Annotated in this window: 18 protein-coding genes; 13 read left to right on the top strand and 5 right to left on the bottom strand. The window is 66.4% G+C overall.

The features are described from left to right. Window positions 1–180: 180 nt before the first annotated feature. From ppx to OTERR_RS09370, 7 genes are all read left to right on the top strand, one after another. Complete coding sequence (gene ppx / locus OTERR_RS09400) at window positions 181–1,779, top strand: exopolyphosphatase (protein WP_149425595.1); 1,599 nt, start codon at window positions 181–183, stop codon at window positions 1,777–1,779. Next, window positions 1,780–2,898, top strand: coding sequence for an ABC transporter permease (locus tag OTERR_RS09395; protein WP_149425594.1), 1,119 nt, complete (start codon window positions 1,780–1,782; stop codon window positions 2,896–2,898). After that, entirely contained in the window at window positions 2,895–3,674 is a 780-nt protein-coding gene (locus tag OTERR_RS09390) for an ABC transporter ATP-binding protein (protein ID WP_246154099.1), read from the top strand. Before OTERR_RS09395 ends, OTERR_RS09390 begins: the two co-directional genes overlap by 4 nt. Before the next feature lie 23 nt (window positions 3,675–3,697). Then, a complete protein-coding gene (locus OTERR_RS09385) occupies window positions 3,698–4,642 on the top strand; it encodes an MlaD family protein (RefSeq protein ID WP_149425593.1) in 945 nt (314 codons plus the stop codon). Between the two features lie 121 nt (window positions 4,643–4,763). Further along, on the top strand, window positions 4,764–5,339 hold the full coding sequence (locus OTERR_RS09380) for an ABC-type transport auxiliary lipoprotein family protein (protein ID WP_187775208.1): 576 nt from the start codon (window positions 4,764–4,766) through the stop codon (window positions 5,337–5,339). Between the two features lie 75 nt (window positions 5,340–5,414). Next, window positions 5,415–7,055 (top strand): acyl-CoA synthetase, encoded by a 1,641-nt coding sequence (locus tag OTERR_RS09375; RefSeq protein ID WP_149425591.1) that lies wholly within the window; start codon window positions 5,415–5,417, stop codon window positions 7,053–7,055. A 100-nt stretch (window positions 7,056–7,155) separates the two neighbouring features. Next, window positions 7,156–7,941, top strand: a complete 786-nt coding sequence (locus tag OTERR_RS09370; RefSeq protein ID WP_149425590.1) for an enoyl-CoA hydratase — start codon at window positions 7,156–7,158, stop codon at window positions 7,939–7,941. Between the two features lie 430 nt (window positions 7,942–8,371). On the opposite strand, the gene OTERR_RS09365 is transcribed toward OTERR_RS09370, so the two are convergent. Next, on the bottom strand, window positions 8,372–9,853 hold the full coding sequence (locus tag OTERR_RS09365) for a DHA2 family efflux MFS transporter permease subunit (RefSeq protein WP_149425589.1): 1,482 nt from the start codon (window positions 9,851–9,853) through the stop codon (window positions 8,372–8,374). 121 nt (window positions 9,854–9,974) lie between these two features. Here OTERR_RS09365 and OTERR_RS09360 point away from each other — a divergent pair, with 121 nt between their 5' ends. Then, a complete protein-coding gene (locus tag OTERR_RS09360) occupies window positions 9,975–10,412 on the top strand; it encodes a MarR family winged helix-turn-helix transcriptional regulator (protein ID WP_149425588.1) in 438 nt (145 codons plus the stop codon). Between the two features lie 91 nt (window positions 10,413–10,503). Here OTERR_RS09360 and OTERR_RS09355 read toward each other — a convergent pair whose 3' ends face one another. The 3 genes from OTERR_RS09355 to OTERR_RS09345 form a co-directional block, all read right to left on the bottom strand. Next, on the bottom strand, window positions 10,504–12,096 hold the full coding sequence (locus OTERR_RS09355) for a methyl-accepting chemotaxis protein (protein WP_149425587.1): 1,593 nt from the start codon (window positions 12,094–12,096) through the stop codon (window positions 10,504–10,506). A 305-nt stretch (window positions 12,097–12,401) separates the two neighbouring features. After that, a complete protein-coding gene (locus tag OTERR_RS09350; RefSeq protein WP_149425586.1) occupies window positions 12,402–12,998 on the bottom strand; it encodes an LOG family protein in 597 nt (198 codons plus the stop codon). Next, window positions 12,995–13,600 carry a TetR/AcrR family transcriptional regulator gene (locus tag OTERR_RS09345; RefSeq protein ID WP_054621749.1) on the bottom strand — a complete coding sequence of 202 codons (606 nt, stop codon included), beginning with the start codon at window positions 13,598–13,600 and terminating at the stop codon, window positions 12,995–12,997. The genes OTERR_RS09350 and OTERR_RS09345 overlap by 4 nt, the downstream gene beginning before the upstream one ends. Before the next feature lie 260 nt (window positions 13,601–13,860). On the opposite strand from OTERR_RS09345, the gene OTERR_RS09340 reads away from it, so the two are divergent. The 4 genes from OTERR_RS09340 to OTERR_RS09325 all read left to right on the top strand — a co-directional run bounded on the left by OTERR_RS09340 (window position 13,861) and on the right by OTERR_RS09325 (window position 18,120). Then, window positions 13,861–14,622 (top strand): electron transfer flavoprotein subunit beta/FixA family protein, encoded by a 762-nt coding sequence (locus OTERR_RS09340; protein WP_054621748.1) that lies wholly within the window; start codon window positions 13,861–13,863, stop codon window positions 14,620–14,622. After that, window positions 14,623–15,558, top strand: a complete 936-nt coding sequence (locus tag OTERR_RS09335; protein ID WP_054621747.1) for an electron transfer flavoprotein subunit alpha/FixB family protein — start codon at window positions 14,623–14,625, stop codon at window positions 15,556–15,558. Between the two features lie 39 nt (window positions 15,559–15,597). Then, entirely contained in the window at window positions 15,598–16,263 is a 666-nt protein-coding gene (locus OTERR_RS09330) for an energy-coupling factor ABC transporter permease (protein ID WP_149425585.1), read from the top strand. A gap of 63 nt (window positions 16,264–16,326) precedes the next feature. Further along, on the top strand, window positions 16,327–18,120 hold the full coding sequence (locus OTERR_RS09325; protein ID WP_054621745.1) for an acyl-CoA dehydrogenase: 1,794 nt from the start codon (window positions 16,327–16,329) through the stop codon (window positions 18,118–18,120). Between the two features lie 178 nt (window positions 18,121–18,298). On the opposite strand, the gene OTERR_RS16585 is transcribed toward OTERR_RS09325, so the two are convergent. Beyond that, window positions 18,299–18,433 carry a hypothetical protein gene (locus tag OTERR_RS16585; RefSeq protein ID WP_281290329.1) on the bottom strand — a complete coding sequence of 45 codons (135 nt, stop codon included), beginning with the start codon at window positions 18,431–18,433 and terminating at the stop codon, window positions 18,299–18,301. Between the two features lie 138 nt (window positions 18,434–18,571). Here OTERR_RS16585 and OTERR_RS09320 point away from each other — a divergent pair, with 138 nt between their 5' ends. Continuing rightward, the gene (locus OTERR_RS09320; RefSeq protein ID WP_054621744.1) at window positions 18,572–20,158 is read left to right on the top strand and encodes a methyl-accepting chemotaxis protein; all 1,587 of its coding nucleotides are present in this window, start codon (window positions 18,572–18,574) and stop codon (window positions 20,156–20,158) included. The last annotated feature ends 18 nt before the right edge of the window (window positions 20,159–20,176 follow it).

The following is a 20,176-nucleotide window of genomic DNA, read 5'->3' as shown; positions in this document are numbered from 1 at the left end:
TTACAGGGTTGTTGCCTCCAGATGACAGCTTGCGTTTTTTTGTCATTGGCCGGAACGCTAGTATTGGCGCGGACTTTGCTGTTTCGCCCAGGCGCCGTTCGTCGCCCTTGCAACCGGAGCGCCGGTGTTAGAATGCGCCGGTTTCCCTCCCCATAGCGATTCTGCGCGCCGTGTGCTGCCATGCAAAATGAACTGATCGCCGCTGTAGACCTCGGGTCCAACAGCTTTCGCCTGGAAGTGGGGCGGGTAGTCGAGGACCAGATCTATACCCTGGATTCCCTCAAGGAAGCGGTACGCCTGGCCTCGGGCCTGACCCCGGAACGCTACATGGACGAGGCCTCCCAGCGCCGCGCCCTGGCGGCCCTGGCCAAGTTTGGCGAGCGCATCCGCGGCTTTGCCCCGGAACAGGTGCGGGCGGTGGCTACCAATACCCTGCGCGTGGCCAAGAACGCCGCCGAGTTCCTGCCCAAGGCCGAAGCGGCTTTGGGCTTTCCCATCGAAATCATCGCCGGCCGCGAAGAGGCCCGGTTGATCTACATCGGCGCCGCCCATTCCCTGCCCCTGGTGCCGCACAAGCGGCTGGTGGTGGACATTGGCGGCGGCTCCACCGAGTTCATCATCGGCAAGCGTTTCGAGCCCCAGTCGATGGAATCCCTGTTCATGGGCTGTGTCAGCTACACCGGGCGTTTTTTTCCGGATGGGCGCATGGACAAGAAGCGCTTCCGCGAGGCCGAGGTGGCCGCCGGCAAGGAAATCCAGACCATCGCCTACGACTACCTGCGTCTGGGCTGGAAGGAAGCGGTGGGCTCTTCCGGCTCGGCCCGGGCAATCGCCGACGTGCTGGAGCTGAACGGCCTCAACCCGGGGGGCGCCGTCGGCATCACCCGGGCCGGCATGGAGCGCATGAAGGCCCTGCTGATCAAGGCCGGCTCCCTCGACGCCCTGGACCTGGAAGGCCTCAAATCCGACCGCCTGCCGGTGATTCCCGGCGGGCTGGCGATCATGATGGCGGTGTTCCAGGAGCTCAACCTGGAACGCATGACCTATGCCGACGGGGCGCTGCGCCTGGGCGTGCTGTACGACCTGCTCGGCCGCTTCCACCACAGCGACATGCGCGATGCCACGGTCACCCAGTTCATGCGACGCTACCAGGTCGATTCGGCCCAGGCCGCCCGTGTCGAGCAAGTGGCGCTGACCGTGTTCCGTGCCCTGACGCCGGGGCGCGCCGACACCCATCCGGTGGAGCACGTCAACGACGAGCACTTCCTGTGCTGGGCGGCCCGGCTGCACGAGCTGGGCCTGTCTGTGGCCCACAACGGCTACCACAAGCACGGCGCCTACATCCTCACCTTCGCCGACATGCCCGGCTTCTCCAAGAAGGAGCAGGCCCGCCTGGCGATGCTGGTGCTCGGCCACAAGGGCAAGCTGCAGAAAGTGGGGGGGCTGCCCTACGGCGACGTGAACTGGCTGATGGTGTTCGCCCTGCGCCTGGCCACCATCCTGCTGCGCTCCCGGGAAAGCAAACCGCCCAGCGAATGGGGCGTGCGCGCCGGTGACAAGGGCTTCTTGCTCGAACTGCCGGGGGACTGGCTGGCGGCCAACCCCCTCACCGCCGCGGCCCTGTCCGACGAAGTGGATGCCTGGCGCGGTGTCGGCCTGACCTTCCGCCTCAAATCCCGGGGGCGCGGCGAGCTCTCGGGCAACCTCACGGTGCTGCCCGTCGAAGGGGTTTCGGCAGGGACGGATGGGATGGCGCCGATCTTGACCCAAGCCGCCTAAATGCCCACCGGGGGCCTGGTTCTCAAGGAAGAGGGCGGCCGTATCGTCCTCGCCGGCGACTGGACGCTGGTCAACCTGCTGCGCCAGCCCCTGCCGCGCAACGCCTTCGAAGCCCGCCTGGCCGATTTCGCCGCACGGCGCCTGCCCTGGGACTTGAACGGCCTGGAGCGCCTCGACAGCGCTGCCGCCACCTTGCTGTGGCGCGCCTGGGGGCGTGCCTGGCCGGCCGAGGTGGTCCTGGGGGACGAAGAGCGCCTGGCCATCGCCCGGGCCGCCGCCGTGCCCGATGCCCTGCCGCCACCGCCGCGCCGGCCCTTCGCCGAGGTCGAGGCCCTGGGCAACCAGGTGCTGCGCGCCGGGCGCAACTTCATTGAGCTTACCGAACTGCTCGGCCGCCTCGCCCTGGACGCCGTGGGCCTGCTGCGCACCCCGCGCCGGGCGCCGTTCCGCGAGTTTTCCGCCACCGTCTTCAAGAGCGGTGCCCAGGCCCTGCCGGTCACCGCCCTGGTGGGCTTTCTCGTCGGCGTGGTGATCAGCTACCTGTCGGCCCTGCAACTGCGCAACTTCGGCGCCGAGCCCCTGATCGTCAACGTCATGGGCCTGGCCATCATCCGCGAGCTCGGCCCGGTGCTCGCCGCGGTGCTGGTGGCGGGGCGCTCGGGCTCGGCCATGACGGCCCAGATCGGGGTGATGCGGGTGACCGAGGAGATCGACGCCCTGACGACCATGGGCATTCCCGCCACCCTGCGCCTGGTGTTACCCCGGGTGGCGGCCCTGACCCTGGCCATGCCGCTGCTGGTGGTGTGGACCTCGGCCATGGGCCTCCTGGGCGGCATGGTCTCGGCCCACCTGCAACTGGGGCTGACCTTCGACTTCCTGCTGCACGGCCTGGCCCGGGCGGTGCCGGTGCCCAACCTGTGGATCGCCCTGACCAAGGGCGCCGTGTTCGGCTTTCTCATCGCCCAGATCGCCTGCCACTTCGGCCTCAAGGTGCGGCCCAACACCGAGAGCCTGTCGGCCCGCACCACCAGTTCGGTGGTCACCGCCATCACCGTGGTGATCCTGGCCGACGCCATCTTTGCCCTGCTCACCCGGGAAGTCGGGATTCCCCAGCAATGACTGGCGCCTGCGACCCCCACGCCACCATGGCGCCCGCCGTGGCCCTGGACCAGGTGTGGTCCCGCTACGGGCGCCACGTCATCCACCAGGGTATTTCCCTGGAGGTGCAGCGGCGCAGCGTGTGCGCCATCGTCGGCGGCTCGGGCAGCGGCAAGACCACTCTGCTGCGCCAGATGGTCGGCCTGCTGCCGCCCTGGCAGGGCCAAGTGCGCCTGTTCGGCGCCGACCTGTACCGGGTGCCCGGGGACGAGCGCCGCGCCCTGAAGCGCCGCCTCGGCGTGCTGTTCCAGCACGGCGCCCTGTTTTCGGCCCTGTCGGTCTATGACAACATCGCCTTTCCGCTGCGCGAACTGAAGTGGTTCGACCCGGACCTGATCCGCGCCCTGGTGCTGCAAAAACTGGCCCAGGTGGAGCTGGAGCCGCACCACGCCCACCTGATGCCGGCCGAATTGTCCGGCGGCATGGTCAAGCGCGTCGCCCTGGCCCGGGCCCTGGCCCTGGAGCCGGACCTGCTGGTGCTCGATGAGCCCACCTCGGGCCTGGACCCGGACCGCAGCCGCAGTTTCGTGCACTTGATCCGCTGCCTGCAGGAGGCGCTGCACTTCACCGTGGTGATGGTCACCCACGACGTGGAATCCCTGTCGGCTCTCGCCACTCAGGTGGCGGTGCTGGCCGACGGCCACCTGGTGGCGGTGGGCTCCCCGGAAGCGGTGCGGCGCAGCGACCACCCCTTCATCCAGGCCTTCTTTGCCGGCGCGCCTGCCCCCCAACCCTGACTTCCTGACGACGACTGCCTGCCGTGGAAAACCGTGCCCATGCCCTCCTTGCCGGCCTGTTCGTGATCCTGCTCGGGATCGCCGCGGCCTTTGCCTTCTGGTGGTTCGGCAACAAACAGGAGCAGACCCGGGACTACGTGGTCGAGACCCGGGCCAACGTCACCGGCCTCAATCCCCAGGGCCAGGTGCGCTACCGGGGCATCCGGGTCGGCCGGGTCCAGGGCATCGACCTGGACCGCCACGATCCGGCGCTGATCCACATCCGCATCCGCATCCGCGACGACGTACCGCTCACCCGCGGCACCACCGCCAAGCTCGGCTACCAGGGCATCACCGGCATCGCCTACGTGCAGCTCGAAGAATCGGGCAGCGACCCGACGCCCCTGGTGTCCACCGAAAAGGCCCCGGCGGTGATCGCCATGAAGCCCTCCCTGGTGGACGAACTGGCCGATTCCGGTGCCGACGTGCTGCGCCAGGTGCGCCAGCTGGTGACCAACCTCAACAAGCTCACCGACGACGATAACCGGGCGCGCATGACCGCCACCCTGGACCACCTGGAAGCCGCCACCCGGGAGCTGCAACCGACCCTGGCCAGCCTGCGCAGCGCCGTCTCGCCCGAGAACGTCGCCGCCCTGCAAAGCACCCTCAAGAACACCGCCGCCGCCACCCAGGAAGCCGCCGGCACCCTGCGCGAGGCTCAGCAGCTGGCGGTGCGCCTGCAATCCGTGGCCGAGCGCCTCGACCGGGGCGTGGAAGAATCCGCCGGCAGCGGCTTCGGCGTGCTCTCGCCGCGCTGGGACGAACTGGCCGGCCAGGTGGCCACCGACGTGCGCCAGCTCAACCGGCTGCTCAAGCACCTGGAGCGCAACCCCCAGAGCCTGATCTTCGGCGCTCCGCCGGCGGCGCCGGGGCCGGGGGAGGCGGGCTTTTCCGCTTCGCCCGCGCCCGCCGGCGGTACTGCGCCGTGAGGGCGGCGGCCGCCGACTACAGGGCGGGCGAACCCCTTTTGAGCGTCCCGACTTTACGAGGCCGTTTATGCCGTTAAAATCACCCCTCGCCAAACCCCGTGCCAGTATTGGCTTTCCGGGCATGCTGCTCGGAATCCTTTTACTGGCGGGCCTCTCCGGGTGTGCTACCCGAAACGCCGCGCCAGTCGCGGCGTTCGACCTGGGGGTGCCCGACGCCGGGGCGCTGCGCCCCTATCCCCTGGCGGTGGAGGTGCGCCTGCCGGGCTGGATGGACAGCGAGGCCATGACCTACCGGCTGGCCTATGAGGACGCCACCCGGCGCCGCGATTACGCCCAGAGCCGTTGGGCGGCGGCCCCGTCCCAGTTGTTGGCGGCGCGGCTGCGGCGCCAGCTTGGCGCGGCGGGGCAGGGCGGTTGCCTGGTGCGGGTGGAGGTCGATCTGTTCGAGCAGACCTTCACGGCGCCCCAGGCCAGCCAGGCCCGCCTGGCCGGGCGCATGACGGTGCTCGACCCACGGCGCAAGACCCTCGCCGGGCAGGACGTGGCCTACGCCATTGCCGCGCCCAGCGCCGATGCCCGGGGTGGGGTGGCCGCCCTGGTGCAGGCGGCGGACGCCTTGGCGCGGGATGCCGCGGCAATGCTGGCCCGTTTCGACGGCGCCGATGCATCTGTTTGTCGTGACGCAAGGACGAAGTAAGGAAGGGACGGTATAGTTCGAAGCTCGCTTCGTAATTAAGTATTCAGAATCCAAATAGGGATCGAAGGATTGCGTATGGCCCAAAACATCTACGAAATCGGTCTGGAAAAAAACCAGGCCAACTACGTTCCGCTGACTCCGCTGACCTTCATCGCACGGTCGGCCTACATCTACCCGGACCGGCTGTCGGTGATCCACGGCCAGCGCCGCTATACCTGGAGCCAGACCTTCGCCCGGGCCAAGCGCCTGGCCTCGGCGCTGGTCGCCCGCGGCATCCAGAAGGGCGACACCGTGGCGGTGATGCTCAACAACACCCCGGAGATGTACGAGTGCCACTTCGGCGTGCCCGTCACCGGTGCCGTGCTCAACACCCTGAACACCCGGCTCGACCCGGAAGCCGTGGCCTTCATGCTCAACCACGGCGAGGCCAAGATCCTCATCACCGATAAGGAATACTCCCACATCGTCAAGGGGGCTCTGGAAAAGCTCGGCCGCGCCATCACCGTGATCGACGTGGACGATCCGGAATACACCGGCCCGGGCGAGCGCCTCGGCGAGATCGACTACGAGGCCCTGCTGGCCGCCGGTAGCGAGGACTTCGCCTGGCGCGGCGCCGACGACGAGTGGGACGCCATCTCCCTCAACTACACCTCCGGTACCACCGGCAACCCCAAGGGCGTGGTCTACCACCACCGGGGCGCCTATCTCAACGCCGTGTCCAACATCGTCTCCTGGGGCATGCCGCCCCATTCGGTGTACCTGTGGACCCTGCCCATGTTCCACTGCAACGGCTGGTGCTTCCCCTGGACCATGGCCGCCAACGCCGGCACCAGCGTCTGCCTGCGCAAGGTGGACGCCAAGCTGATCCTGACCCTGATGCGCGAGAACAAGGTCACCCACTACTGCGGCGCCCCGATCGTGCACAGCATGATCGCCAACGCCCCGGCCGAATGGCGCGAAGGCATCACCCACGGCGTCTCCGGCCTGGTGGCCGCGGCCCCCCCGCCGGCCTCGATGATCGAGAGCATGGCCAAGATCGGCATCAACATCACCCACGTCTACGGCCTGACCGAAACCTACGGCCCGGCCTCGGTGTGCGCTAAGCACACCGAATGGGACAGCCTGCCCCTGGCCGACCAGGTGGCCCTCAACGGCCGCCAGGGCGTGCGCTACCACGGCCAGGAAGACGTCACCGTGCTCGACCCCGTCACCATGGCCCCGGTGCCCTGGGATGGCGAGACCATGGGCGAGATCATGTTCCGTGGCAACCTGGTGATGAAGGGCTACCTGAAGAACGAGAAGGCCACCGCTGAATCCTTCGCCGGCGGCTACTACCACACCGGCGACCTGGCGGTGATGCAGCCCGACGGCTACGTCAAGATCAAGGACCGCTCCAAGGACGTGATCATCTCCGGCGGTGAGAACATCTCGTCGATCGAGGTGGAAGACACCCTCTACAAGCACCCGGCAGTGCTGGCCGCGGCGGTGGTGGCCACTCCCGACCCGAAGTGGGGCGAAGTGCCCTGCGCCTTCGTCGAACTGCGTGAAGGCAGCAACGCCACGGAAGAAGAGATGATCGAGTTCTGCCGCGAGCACATGGCCCGCTTCAAGGTGCCCAAGCGCGTGATCTTCGGCGCCCTGCCCAAGACCTCCACGGGCAAGATTCAGAAGTTCGTGCTGCGCGATCGGGCGAAGTCGACGGCGGCGTTTGAATAAGCGTTAGCGGCTTGTGAATAGAAACGCCCCGGGCTTTATTTCCCGGGGCGTTTCATTAGAGAAAGCCTGCTTTCATCAGAAGAGCAAAAGGAGACAACCCATGACCAACATCCCCTACGTCCTACGCCAAGACCGTCCTGACGGTCTGACCACGCTCACCCTCAACCGCGCCAGCCAGTTCAACGCCCTGTCCAAGGAGATGCTCGCCGCCCTGCAGACCGAACTGGATGCCATTGGCCGGGACCCCAAGGTGCGGGTGGTGGTGATGGCCGGCGACGGCAAGGCATTCTGTGCCGGGCACGATCTCAAGGAAATGCGCGCCAACCATGACAAGGCCTTCATGCAGGCCCTGTTCAAGGCGTGCACCAAGGTCATGATGACCGTGACCAAGCTGCCCCAGCCGGTGATTGCCCGGGTTCATGGCATTGCTACCGCGGCGGGTTGCCAGCTGGTGTCGATGTGCGACCTGGCGGTGGCGGCCGACGTGGCCAAGTTCGCCGTTTCGGGCATCAACGTGGGATTGTTCTGCGCCACTCCCGGCGTGGGGCTGTCGCGCAATCTGGGACGCAAGCAGGCCATGGAGATGCTGCTCACCGGCGAATTCATCTCGGCCGCCGAGGCCAAGGAGCGGGGCCTGGTGAACCGGGTGGTGCCCCTGGAGCAGCTCGACGCCGAGGTGGACAAGCTGGCCGCCAGCATCATCGCCAAGACCCCGGTGGCCGTGGCCGCCGGCAAGCAGATGTTCTACCGCCAGCTGGAAATGGGCCTGGAGTCCGCCTACCAGCTGGCCGGCGAGGTGATGGCCTGCAACGCCATGGCCGAGGACGTGGCTGAGGGCATCGACGCCTTCATCGCCAAGCGTCCGGCGGTGTGGAAGGGCTGCTGATCCGGCGTTGATTGCCGGCGATGCGGGGCCGCTTGCGAGCGGCTGCCTAAACCCTAGGACTGGCGCGGACTTTCACGGGGTATGCCTGGAGAACCGCGCCAATCCTTGCGCTGCGGGCAGCATGTCTGGAGATCAAGTACTGGCGCGGCGTTCCGGCCAGGCTGAAAAATCATCGCGAGTCCGGCGGCGTGGAAGGGGCGGTGATCCGGCATTGACTGCCGACGATGCGGGGCCGCTTTCGAGTGGCTGCCTAAACCCTAGGACTGGCGCGGACTTTCACGGGGTATGCCTGGAGAACCGCGCCAATCCTTGCGTTACGGGCAGGGGGCCTGGAGACCAAGCACTGGTGCGGCGTTCCGGTTAGTCTAAAAAATCCCTCTGGCGATTTCGCCCCGGCACCCCACCGCTATTCCTGACCCAGCCTTACCGCTCACTCCGAAACGGTTTCGGACTGGGCGGTTTTTGCTTTCATGCCCAGGGCGATCACGGTGGCCAGGACGAACAGTACGCCGATGATCAGGAAAGCTTCGGCAAAGGCCTCGTGCTCGGCGCCGTTGCCGCCGCCGAGCATCTGACTGCGGGTCTCGACGAACACGGCTCCCAGGCTGATGCCCAGGGTACCGCCCACCTGGCGCACGCAGTTGGTCAGGCTGGAGCCCTGTGCCGTCTTGTCCTTGGGCAGGGTGCGCAGCGAGCCGATGTTGAGCGCCGGCAGGGTCAGGGCCAGGCCGATGCGGCTGACCACGGCGGCTACCGTCAGGCCGGCGGCCAGCCAGGCCGGGTGCTCGCCATAGGCCACGGCGAAGAACATGAAGAAGGCCAGAGCGAACAGGGCCATGCCGGAAGCGGTCTGGCGGTGGGTAGCGAGCTTGTTGGTCAGGTTGCCCGCCACCGGCATCATCAGGGCCAGGGCGAGGCCGCTGGGCAGCAGCACCAGGCCGGCGGAGGTGGCGTTGAAGTGCAGCACGGTCTGCATGAACACCGGCAGCAGGTAAGTGGAGCCGAACAGGCCCAGGCCGTAGGTGAAGGCCACCACGGTGCCGACGCGCAGCGGCCGGTCGCGGAAGATGCTGGCCTGGATCAGGGCCCCGGGCACGCGCCGGGAATGGCGGGCGAACAGGGCCAGGGTCACCGCCGCGATGGCCACCCCGGCCAGGGTCGGCAGGGAGGCGAAGCCGTGGGCGTGCAGGCCGCTGGCGGTCTGCAACAGGGCCAGGATGGCGGTGCCGAGCAGGCCCAGGCCCCACCAGTCGAAGCCATGGCGCGGCGGCAGGCCGGAGGGGGTATCCACGTCGCGCAGGGGCATCAGGAAGTGGCCCATGATCAGGGCCGGGATGCAGCCGGGCAGCACGATCAAAAAGATCGGCCGCCAGCCGAAGTGGTCCACCAGAAAGCCCCCTAGCACCGGCGCCACCGCCGGGGCCAGGACGATGCCGAAGCCGAGCAGGCCCATGGCCCGGCCCTGGTCTTCGAGGGGGAAGGCGCGCAGCACCATCAGGGTGGACATGGGTTGCAGCATGCCGGCGGCCAGCCCTTGCAGGATGCGCATCGCCACCACCACGCCGAAGGCCGGACTCAGGGCGCCGCCGATGCTGCCGATGCCGAGGATCGCCAAGGCGCCGAGAAAAACGTGGCGAAAGCCGAAGCGGTCGATCAGCCAGGCGGTGGGCAGCATGGCCACGGTCATGGCCGCCATGTAGGCGGTCACCGCCCACTGCACCGCGTCGTGGCCCAGGCCGAAGTCGCGCATCAGGTGGGGCGTGGCCACGTTGAAGATGGTGGCCGACATCACCGAAGCCACCATGCCCACCGACATGGCGATGAGCAGGCGCCACTTGTAGGCGTCGCCATGGCGTGCCCGGAGGGCGGCGAGGGAGCGGGGATGGGGAGCGGGAGGGCGGGAAGAATCCATGGCGTTCGTAACGGAAGCGTACTTGTCGGACCAGTGGGATGATGATAAGTTGTTGGTGAAATAGTTAACAAGCTAATTATTGTGACAAGACTTTATCCGCTCGTTCCGGGAGAAATGGGACATGGACAACCTGCCTCAACGCTTTGCCTTCCTGCTGCACCGCACCGCTTCCCTGTACCGCCAGGCCCTCGACCAGCGCCTCAAACCCACTGGCTTGTCCCAGGCCACCTGGCGTGCCTTGCTGATCCTGCGCAACCGCCACGCGCCGATGAACCAGACCGAGCTGGCGGGCCGGCTGGCCATCGAAGGGCCGACCCTGGTGCGCCTGCTCGACCGGCTGGAGCGCCAGGGCTGGGTGCTCCGGAGTCCGGACCCCCAAGACCGGCGCAGCAAGCTGCTGTCCTTGACCGACGAGGGGCTGGCCCTGACCGAAGGGCTGCAATTGGAGTTGGATGGCTTCAGCCGCGAATTGCTCGCGGGTATCAATGAGGCAGCCCTCGGCCAGTGCACCGAAGTGCTCGACCAGGTGTTCCAGCTGCTCCAGGCGCGTCGCGCCTAGCGGGGGAGGTGGCGGCCGCGGCCGCCGTTGCTACAGTTGCTGCCGCTGCTACCGTTGCGGCGGCCGTGGGTCTCGGGCGTCGCCCCGCTTCTCAGCCCAGTTGCCCTTCCAGGTGGCGGATCAACTGGTACTGCTCGTCTGCCGTGCGGGCCAGCACCGTCACCGAGCCGCCCACCGCTTCCACGTTTTCCACCCCCTGTTCCAGATTCTGGCGGAACTGCTCCATGGTCTGGGCGATGCCTTCCGTCAGGGTGGCCTGCTGCTGCAGCATCGAGCGGATCTCTTCGCTGGCCCGTCGCGCCGATTCGCTGGCGCTGCGGATCAAGGCGAGGCTCTGGTCGCAGCGTTCGATCTGGCTGCCGCTGCGCTGGATTTCGACGGCGGCTTCGCCCATGGTCGCCAGGGCGGCCTGGGATTCCCGACCGACGGCGACCAGGGTGGCGGCGATGTCGCCGGTGCAGTTGCTGGTCCGTTCGGCCAGCTTGCGCACCTCGTCGGCGACCACGGCGAAACCGCGTCCGGCTTCGCCGGCCCGGGCGGCTTCGATGCTGGCGTTGAGCGCCAGCAGGTTGGTCTGGTCGGCAATTTCGCGGATGGCGTCGCTCAGGGAACCGATCTGGCCGACCGATTGGCCCAGGCTGTCGAGCTGGCCGCGCAGCGATTCCACCACGGTCAGCACCTGCTGCGAGACGGCGCGGGTTTCGGCCATCTGGGCCGTGCCGTTATCGACTTCGGCCAGGGCTTCTTCGGCCAGGCGATAGCTGTCGCCGGCATGGGAAGCGATGTCCGCCGAGGCGGCCGATAGCTCTTCCATCGACACGCTCACCGATTCCACGTGTTCGGCCTGTTGCCGCGCGGCGGTGGTAATGCGCTGGATCTGGGTTTCGATGGAGTGGGCTTCCTCTTCGACCTGGCGGCTGTGGGCCAGCACATCGGCAAAGATCGCCCGCAGGTTCACCCGCAGCGATTGCAGGCGCATGGTCAGGCGGTTGAGTTTGAAGCGGTGCTGGGGGGCGAAGGCGGCGTTGAGACGGCCTTCGCTCAGTTCGCGGATCATGGCGTTGGCCTGCTTCAACGGCAGGCGCACGTTGTTCAGCAGCCACCAGGCAAAGATCAGGGCGACCAGGGTGTTGCCGACCGACATGGTCAGCAGCCAGGGGGCGGGCAGGGTGGTGGCGATCAGGGGCAGGGCCGCCAGCACCAGGGAGAAAGCGACCAGGGATTGCTTGATCGACAGGCGGTGGCGCTGGGTAGCCGTGGCCGGCAGACGGGCCTGCTGCTGGCGCACCGCGGCGTAGAGCGATTCGGCGGCCTGGACCTCGGCCTGCCCGGGCTTGGAGCGCACCGACATGTAGCCGACGGTGCGGCCCCCTTCTGTTATGGGGGTGACGTAGGCCTCGACCCAGTAGTGGTCGCCGTTCTTGCAGCGGTTCTTGACCAGGCCGCGCCAGGCCAGACCTGCCTTGACCGTGCTCCACAGGTCGGCGAAGGCTTCCGGCGGCATGTCCGGGTGGCGAACCACGTTGTGGTTCTGGCCGATCAGCTCGGCGGCGGAAAAACCGCTGATCTGCACGAAGGCATCGTTGGCGTAGGTGATGCAGCCCTTGAGGTCGGTCTTGGTGACGATCGGGCGGCCGGGGCTGAGCATGCGCTCAACCCCGGTAACGGGCAGGTTTACCTTCATGGAGAGATCTCGGCGGGATGGGCGAGCGGCGCAATCTGGTGCTGCGCCTGCTCACATGACCGGCAAGTGCCGGCTCTTTTTCTTTAAGTACGCACACAATTGCCTTGTTGTTTTTATAGGCAATTCACCAAATTTATAGGTGAAAGTACTTATTGATTGTTTTAATCATACATGACAAAGCAAATTCGTAACCAATGTTTTGCTTTGTTGGGAGGGGTGTTGTGTTGCTTGCTGCGTGGTTACGTTAAGGTGAAATTCTGTTTTTGGAATAAACACCTGTCTGGCATGACGGCAGGGCGCCGTGCTCAGGCCAGTTCGCGACCGGTGTACCACTTGTCGCCGGCTTCGGGGCGATGCTTGGCCACCAGATCGAGCAGGGCCGCGGGGCTGGGGCTGACCTGGAGCAGGTCGCGCTGGTGCGGCTTGAGAAAGCGTTCCGCCACCTGGTGGTCGATGAAGCTGAGCAGGTGGTCGTAGTAGCCGGCAGTATTGAGCAGGCCGATCGGCTTGGTATGAAAGCCCAGTTGCAGCCAGGTCCACACCTCGAACAATTCTTCCAGGGTGCCGATGCCGCCGGGCAAGGCGATGAAGGCGCCGGAGCGGTTGGCCATTTCCAGCTTGCGTTCGTGCATGTTGGCGACCGTCACCAGCTCGGTCAGGCCGAAGTGGGCCACTTCCTTGTCCACCAGGGCCTGGGGAATGATGCCCACGACCCGGCCGCCGGCGGCCAGTGCTGCATCGGCGACGATGCCCATCAGCCCCACGTTGCCGCCGCCGTACACCAGGGTCAGCCCCCGTTCGGCCAGCGTGCGCCCCAGTTCGCGGGCGGCCTCGGCGTATTCGGGCCTGGCGCCCGGGTTGGAGCCGCAATAGACGCAGACGTGGGTAAGGGAAGTGGTCATGATGGGGAGGTCGTTTCGGGAATGGTTGGGGCCCGGGCGATCACGTCGGCAATCCAGGCCTGCAGGTCGGGGACGTTGGCGTCGTACTTGTCGAACACCATCAGGCTCTGGCCGAAGACGTAGGCGTAGAGCAGCAGGCTGCGGCTCTTGGCTTCCTTTTCCGGCAGGCCGCACTCGATGAACAGGCGGCTGGCGCATTCGAGACGCCAGCGGTCCACTTCCTCGACCACGGCGGCGGCTTCGGCATCGCGGCGGGCCCAGTCGCGGATCGCCAGCTCGATGTTCATGCCCTTGCGGCTGCGGGCGGCGGAATAGACTTCGATGACGTGGTAGATCTGGGGCAGGGCGCGGCCCGGGGCAGCGGTGGTCTGCTTGATGATGTCCTTGATCCGCCCTTCCTTCCACAGGGTCAGCACGGCCGAGAGCAGATCCTGGCGATCCTTGAAGTGCCAGTAGAAGCTGCCCTTGGTGACGCCGAAACTTTTGGCCAGCACTTCCACGCGCAGGCCGTCCAGGCCTTTCTCGGCCAGGACTTCCAGGGCAGCCTGGATCCAGTCGTTGCGGTCCAGCGAGGTGCGGGGTTTGGCGCGTTCCTGGGGCATGGAGGATCCCGGTGAATGGTTGGGGAAGATTATGGCGCCGGCTATTGCTTGACGCGCTTTTTTCCATACGGTACCGTATGCGAATCCATACCGCAAGGTATGGGCTCATTGTCCGGGGAGCTCCATGCGCTGTCAAACCAAGACAGGGCGGGCGCCACGGGGGGCCTCGCGATGCGACAAGGCATGCAAAGGGGCGTTTGCCGGGGTAGCATGGGCAATTGCGTTTACCTCGGACAGAGGACACTTGTGAGGAGAAAGTCTTGAAGATCCTGGTACCAGTCAAGCGAGTGGTGGATTACAACGTCAAGGTGCGGGTCAAGAGCGACGGCACGGGCGTGGATATCGCCAACGTGAAAATGTCGATGAACCCCTTCGACGAAATCGCCGTTGAAGAAGCCGTGCGCCTCAAGGAAGCCGGTATCGCCACCGAAGTGGTGGCCGTCTCCGCCGGCGTCGCCGCCTGCCAGGAAACCCTGCGCGCGGCCCTGGCCATCGGTGCCGACCGGGCGATCCTGATCGAAACCAGCGCCGACGAAGCCGACAACCTGCAGCCCCTGGCCGTGGCCAAGTTGCTCAAGGCCCTGGCCGACAAGGAACAGCCCCAGCTGGTGATCTGCGGCAAGCAGGCTATCGACGACGACGCCAACCAGGTCGGCCAGATGCTCGCCGCCCTGGCCAACTGGCCGCAAGCCACCTTCGCCTCCAAGGTCGTGGTGGCCGGCGACAAGGCTACCGTGACCCGCGAAGTGGACGGCGGCCTGGAAACCCTCGAACTCGCCCTGCCGGCGGTGATTTCCACCGACCTGCGCCTGAACGAGCCGCGCTACGCCACTCTGCCCAACATCATGAAGGCCAAGAAGAAGCCGCTCGACACCGTCAAGCCGGCCGACCTGGGCGTCGATGTGGCCCCCCGCCTGACCACCGTCAAGGTGGCCGAGCCGGCCAAGCGCCAGGCTGGCGTGATGGTGGCCGACGTGGCCCAGCTGGTGGAAAAGCTCAAGAACGAAGCGAAGGTGATCTAAATGGCCATTCTCGTTATTGCCGAACACGACAACGCCCAACTCAAGGCCGCCACCCGCAACGCGGTGACGGCTGCCGCCAAGATCGGCGGCGATATCCACGTGCTGGTGGCCGGTGCCGGCTGCGCCGCCGTGGCCGACCAAGCCGCCAAGCTGGCCGGCGTGGCCCAGGTGAAGCTGGCCGACGCCGCCCACTACGCCGATCAGACCGCCGAGAACCTGGCCGCCCTGATCGTCGACGTGGCCAAGGCCGGCGGCTACAGCCACGTGCTGGCCCCCGCCACCGCCAATGGCAAGAACGCCCTGCCGCGTGTTGCCGCCCTGCTCGACGTGGCCCAGATCTCCGACATCGTCGGGGTTGAAGGTGCCGATACCTTCGTCCGCCCGATCTACGCCGGCAACGCCCTGGCCACGGTCAAGTCCGCCGACGCGGTGAAAGTCATCACCGTGCGTACCACCGCTTTCGACGCCGCTGCTGACGGCGGTGCTGCCAGCGTCGCCCCGGTGGCTGCTGCTGCCGACTTCGGCAAGAGCAAGCTGGTGGGTCGCGAGATCACCAAGTCCGAGCGTCCCGAGTTGACCGCCGCCAAGGTGATCGTCTCCGGCGGCCGCGGTGTCGGCAACGGCGACAACTACAAGGCCCTGCTCGAACCCCTGGCCGACAAGCTGGGTGCCGCCCTGGGCGCTTCCCGTGCCGCGGTGGACGCCGGCTTCGTGCCCAACGACTATCAGGTCGGCCAGACCGGCAAGATCGTCGCTCCCGAGCTGTACATCGCCGTCGGCATCTCCGGCGCGATCCAGCACCTGGCCGGCATGAAGGATTCCAAGGTGATCGTGGCGATCAACAAGGATCCGGAAGCTCCGATCTTCCAGGTGGCCGACTATGGCCTGGTGGCCGACCTCTTCGAGGCCGTGCCGCAGCTGACCGCTTCCCTGTAAACGGGAAGAAACGCCCGACCCGGTCATTGGGCCAAGGCCATGAATCTGCCGGACGGTCTCCTCGGCGGCGCCTGGATAGGCGCCGGCTGGGGGCTGTTCGTGCTGATTCTGCTCGTGGCGCTGCGCCGGGCCCCCTGGCGCAGCTTGACCGAGGGCGGACGCAGCAACGTCTGGCTCGGCTCCATCGTCGCCTTGATGCTGCTGTGGAGCCTCAAGGCCGGGGTTCTGCCCGGCCTTTCCCTGCACCTGCTCGGCGCCATGGTGTTCACCCTCGAAGTCGGGCCATCCCTGGCTTTCCTCGGGCTGACCACGGTGCTGGCGGCGGTGACCCTCAATGGCGCGGCGGGCTGGGAGGCGTTTGGCCTCAACGCGGTACTGATGGCTGCGCTGCCGGTGGGACTGAGTTGGGGATTGTTTCGCTTGGGCGACCGTTACCTGCCCAAGAATGTGTTTGTCTTCATCTTTGCCAACGGCTTCTTCGGCTCGGCCCTGGTGGTGTTTCTCACCGGCCTGGCGGTACTGCTGGCGTTGGGCGGCGCCGGGATCTACCCGTTCCCCGTCCTCTTTGATGACTACCTGCCGTACTTTTTGCTGCTTGGCTTTTCCGAGGGATGGCTGGCCGGGATGGTGGTGACCCTGATGGTGATCTACCGGCCCGAATGGGTGTCGCTGTTCGACGATGCCCAGTACCTGGCCAAAAAATAAAACAGAACGACTGTTGCCCGTTTGCTCAATTCAACGCACATCCACCATTAAGGAGAGCTTTCCATGGCTGAATACATCGCCCCCCTTCGCGAAATGCAGTTCGTGATGCAGGAACTGGCCGGTCTGGAGCAGGTTGCCCAGCTGCCCGGCTGCGAAGAAGCGACCGCCGACCTGGCCGATGCCATCCTCGACGAAGCGTCCAAGTTCGCCAGCAACGTCCTGTCGCCCCTCAACTGGAGCGGCGACCAGGAAGGCGCCAAGTGGGCCAACAACGCCGTGACCATGCCGGCCGGCTTCAAGTCCGCCTACCAGCAGTTCGCCGAAAACGGCTGGACCGCCCTGGCCTGTGATCCCGAATTCGGCGGTCAGGGTCTGCCCAAGATTCTCTCCACCCCGGTCAACGAGATGTGGAAGTCGGCCAACATGGCCTTCTCCCTGTGCCCGATGCTCACCCAGGGCGCCATCGAGGCCCTGCTGGTGGCCGGCTCCGACGAGCTCAAGCAGCGCTACCTGCCGAAGATGGTGAGCGGTGAATGGACCGGCACCATGAATCTGACCGAGCCGAACGCCGGTTCCGATCTGGCCGCCGTGCGCACCCGCGCCGAGCCCCAGGGCGACGGCACCTACAAAGTGTTCGGCCAGAAGATCTTCATCACCTACGGTGACCACGACATGGTGTCCAACACCGTGCACCTGGTGCTGGCCCGCCTGCCCGACGCCCCCGAGGGCGTGAAGGGCATCTCCCTGTTCGTCGTGCCCAAGTTCATGGTCAACGCCGACGGCAGCCTGGGCGCGCGCAACGATGCCTACTGCGTGTCCATCGAGCACAAGCTCGGCATCCACGCCAGCCCCACCGCCGTGATGGCCTTCGGCGACAACGGTGGCGCCATCGGTTACCTGGTGGGCCAGGAAAACCGTGGTCTGGAATACATGTTCATCATGATGAACGCCGCCCGCTTCGCCGTCGGCATGGAAGGCGTGGCCCTGGCCGAGCGCGCCTACCAGCGCGCCCGCGACTACGCCAAGGAGCGCATCCAGGGTACCGAGGTGGGTGTGCGCGGCGGTCCCAAGGTCGCCATCATCAAGCACCCGGACGTGCGCCGCATGCTCATGAGCATGCGTTCCCAGACCGAAGCCATGCGCGCCCTGGCCTACGTGGTGGCCGCCGCCATGGATGCCGCCAAGCGCCATCCGGACGAGGCCGAGCGGGCCAAGAACCAGGCCTTCGCCGACCTGATGATCCCGGTGGTCAAGGGCTGGAGCACCGAGCAGTCGATCGAGATCGCCTCCACCGGCGTGCAGGTGCACGGCGGCATGGGCTTCATCGAGGAAACCGGTGCCGCCCAGCACCTGCGCGATGCCCGCATCACCGCCATCTACGAAGGCACCACCGCCATTCAGGCCAACGACCTGATCGGCCGCAAGATGGCCCGGGAAGGCGGCGTCACCATGAAGGCCGTGCTCGGTCTGATGCAGCAGACCCTGGGCAAGCTGGCCGAGGCCAAGGGCGAGCAGTTCGCCGTGATCCGTGCCCGTCTGGCTGCCGGTGTGGCTGCCCTGACCAAGGCCTCCGAGTACATGGTCGCCACCTACGGCAGCGACATCAAGGCGGCCCACGCCGGCTCGGTGCCCTTCCTCAAGCTCACCGGCATCGTCGCCGGCGGCTGGCAGATGGCTCGGGCGGCCCTGATCGCCCAGGCCAAGATCGACGGCGGCGACGCCGATCCGTTCTACGCCGCCAAGGTCGTCACCACCCGTTTCTACGCCGACCACATCCTCACCCAGGCCGACGGTCTGGCCGAGAGCATCGTGGCGGGCGCCAGCGGCGTGATGGCCCTGGGCGAAGACCAGTTCTAAGCCCCGGCACACCGCAGCAACCCTGCAGTTCAAACCCCGGCACCGCAAGGTGGCCGGGGTTTTTCTTTGTGGGCTCCTGATCGGTAACCGGCCTGAGACCCGCGCCAGTACTCATTCTTGGCGGGGGGGCTCCGCAACACAAGGACTGGCGCGGCGTTCCGAGGTGGGGGTCTGGAGATCAAGCGCTGGTGCGGCTCGACAGCAGGGCGATAAATGACCGTTGATCGATGGCTGATGGCTGCCGCTCGATGCCGTTGATTTGTCTCAAAAAATACCCGATCCGCATGAACTTGCATGACATGCGCGTGTCCATGGTGGCTCCAGGGATATTTTCTGGTGTGGGACTGTTTGCCGGGCCATCAGGAGCGGTACACGAGAACGACGGGGGATGACAGACGCCCGGCCCGAGCTTTAGGCAAATCAATAACATTCGATTGATTGGGGGCTACGCATGAAAGTCAATCTACCCGTGACGGGGCAGGAGCGTTTCCTGCAGCCGGGCAAACCCATCGTCACCAAGACCGACCTCAAGGGCCGCATCACCTACGTCAATGCGTCCTTCGTCGATGTCAGCGGCTTTACCCGGGAAGAACTGCTCGGGGCCAGCCATAACATCGTCCGCCATCCGGACATGCCGCCGGAGGCCTTCGACGATCTGTGGAAAACCCTCAAGGAAGGCCAACCCTGGCACGGGCTGGTCAAGAACCGCTGCAAGAACGGCGATTTCTACTGGGTCGAGGCCTACGTCACGCCGATGACCGAGAACGGCGTGCCAATCGGTTACATGTCGGTGCGCAATACCCCGGAGCGGAGCGAGGTGGCGGCGGCGGAAAAACTCTATGCCGCGATCCGCGACAAGCGAGCGGCCTTTCCCGGTGCCCGCCGGCGCACCCGGCGGGTCCAGCCGGCCCGGGTGCTGTGCTCCCTGAGCGTGGCGAGCGCCGTCCTGGCCTTGCTCGGCGCCTGGCTGGGCGGCTTGGCCGGCCTGGGCCTGGCGCTGTTGGCGGCCCTGGTGCTGGCGGGGCAGGCCGCTTGGCTGTGGCAGAACGTACTGTTGCCGGTGCAGTGGGTGCGCCGTGGCATCGTCGCCATCGATGAAGGGCGCCTGCACGAAAGCCTGCTGCGCGGCAGTGACCACTTGGGGCTGCTGTTGCAGATGGAATCCCTGCGCATCCACCTACGCGCCATGTTTGCCGACGTACTGTTGTCGTCCCAGGAGGTGGAGGCCAGGGCCGAGGCCCTCGATGCGGAGATGCAGAAGCTGGTGCAGAGCGCCAACGAGCAGAGCGCCAGCGTCGAGGAGATCGGCAGCGCCCTGGAGCAGATGAGCGTGTCGATCCAGGAAGTCTCCGAATTCACCCAGCAGAATGTCACGGCCACCCAGCAGGCCCAGGAAATCGCCCAGAGCGGCAAGGACAAGATGGCGCTGAGCATGGCGGGTACCCAGCGCATCGTGAACATCGTCGACCGGGCCATGGCCGAAATGAACGGCATGCACGAGCACGTCGAGCGCATCGGTCACATCACCACCATCATCAAGGACATCGCCGAGCAGACCAACTTGCTAGCCCTCAATGCCGCCATCGAGGCGGCCCGGGCCGGAGAGCACGGCCGGGGCTTTGCTGTGGTGGCCGACGAGGTGCGCAAGCTGTCGGAACGGACTACCAGCAGTACCGCCGAGATCACCACGGTGGTGAGCGAGATCACCCAGCGCTCCCACAGCGCGGTGAGGACCATGGCGAACACGGCGGCCGAGGTCACCTCCGGTACGGCGGTGATCGAAGAGAGCAGCCTGAGCCTGGAGTCGATCGTGTCGGCCACCGACAAATGCCTGGGCATGGCCGACGACGTCTCGCACATGCTCAACCAGCAATCCCAGGCTTCCCACGACGTGGCGGTGAGCATGGAGCGGATCGCCCAGGCAGCCAACCAGAGCGTGGCGTCCACCGATAACGTGGGCGGTGGAGTGCAGCGGCTCTACGCCACGGCCCGGGAGCTGAAGGACTTGCTGCGCCACCTGGAAACCGCCCTGCGCTAAGACCCGGCTGTACCGTTC

Origin of the sequence: Oryzomicrobium terrae, assembly GCF_008274805.1 — a bacterium.
Lineage (GTDB): Bacteria > Pseudomonadota > Gammaproteobacteria > Burkholderiales > Rhodocyclaceae > Oryzomicrobium > Oryzomicrobium terrae.
The sequence above is the reverse complement of the archived record's forward strand: the minus strand, read 5'-3'. Positions and strand labels throughout refer to the sequence as shown.

What these genes read in the sequence shown, in the direction of transcription:
- ppx (WP_149425595.1), top strand. Translation starts at nt 181, where the DNA reads ATGCAAAATGAACTGATCGCCGCTGTAGACCTCGGGTCCAACAGCTTT.
- OTERR_RS09395 (WP_149425594.1), top strand. Translation starts at nt 1,780, where the DNA reads ATGCCCACCGGGGGCCTGGTTCTCAAGGAAGAGGGCGGCCGTATCGTC.
- OTERR_RS09390 (WP_246154099.1), top strand. Translation starts at nt 2,895, where the DNA reads ATGACTGGCGCCTGCGACCCCCACGCCACCATGGCGCCCGCCGTGGCC.
- OTERR_RS09380 (WP_187775208.1), top strand. Translation starts at nt 4,764, where the DNA reads ATGCTGCTCGGAATCCTTTTACTGGCGGGCCTCTCCGGGTGTGCTACC.
- OTERR_RS09375 (WP_149425591.1), top strand. Translation starts at nt 5,415, where the DNA reads ATGGCCCAAAACATCTACGAAATCGGTCTGGAAAAAAACCAGGCCAAC.
- OTERR_RS09370 (WP_149425590.1), top strand. Translation starts at nt 7,156, where the DNA reads ATGACCAACATCCCCTACGTCCTACGCCAAGACCGTCCTGACGGTCTG.
- OTERR_RS09365 (WP_149425589.1), bottom strand. Translation starts at nt 9,853, where the DNA reads ATGGATTCTTCCCGCCCTCCCGCTCCCCATCCCCGCTCCCTCGCCGCC.
- OTERR_RS09360 (WP_149425588.1), top strand. Translation starts at nt 9,975, where the DNA reads ATGGACAACCTGCCTCAACGCTTTGCCTTCCTGCTGCACCGCACCGCT.
- OTERR_RS09355 (WP_149425587.1), bottom strand. Translation starts at nt 12,096, where the DNA reads ATGAAGGTAAACCTGCCCGTTACCGGGGTTGAGCGCATGCTCAGCCCC.
- OTERR_RS09350 (WP_149425586.1), bottom strand. Translation starts at nt 12,998, where the DNA reads ATGACCACTTCCCTTACCCACGTCTGCGTCTATTGCGGCTCCAACCCG.
- OTERR_RS09345 (WP_054621749.1), bottom strand. Translation starts at nt 13,600, where the DNA reads ATGCCCCAGGAACGCGCCAAACCCCGCACCTCGCTGGACCGCAACGAC.
- OTERR_RS09335 (WP_054621747.1), top strand. Translation starts at nt 14,623, where the DNA reads ATGGCCATTCTCGTTATTGCCGAACACGACAACGCCCAACTCAAGGCC.
- OTERR_RS09330 (WP_149425585.1), top strand. Translation starts at nt 15,598, where the DNA reads ATGAATCTGCCGGACGGTCTCCTCGGCGGCGCCTGGATAGGCGCCGGC.
- OTERR_RS09325 (WP_054621745.1), top strand. Translation starts at nt 16,327, where the DNA reads ATGGCTGAATACATCGCCCCCCTTCGCGAAATGCAGTTCGTGATGCAG.
- OTERR_RS16585 (WP_281290329.1), bottom strand. Translation starts at nt 18,433, where the DNA reads ATGGACACGCGCATGTCATGCAAGTTCATGCGGATCGGGTATTTTTTG.
- OTERR_RS09320 (WP_054621744.1), top strand. Translation starts at nt 18,572, where the DNA reads ATGAAAGTCAATCTACCCGTGACGGGGCAGGAGCGTTTCCTGCAGCCG.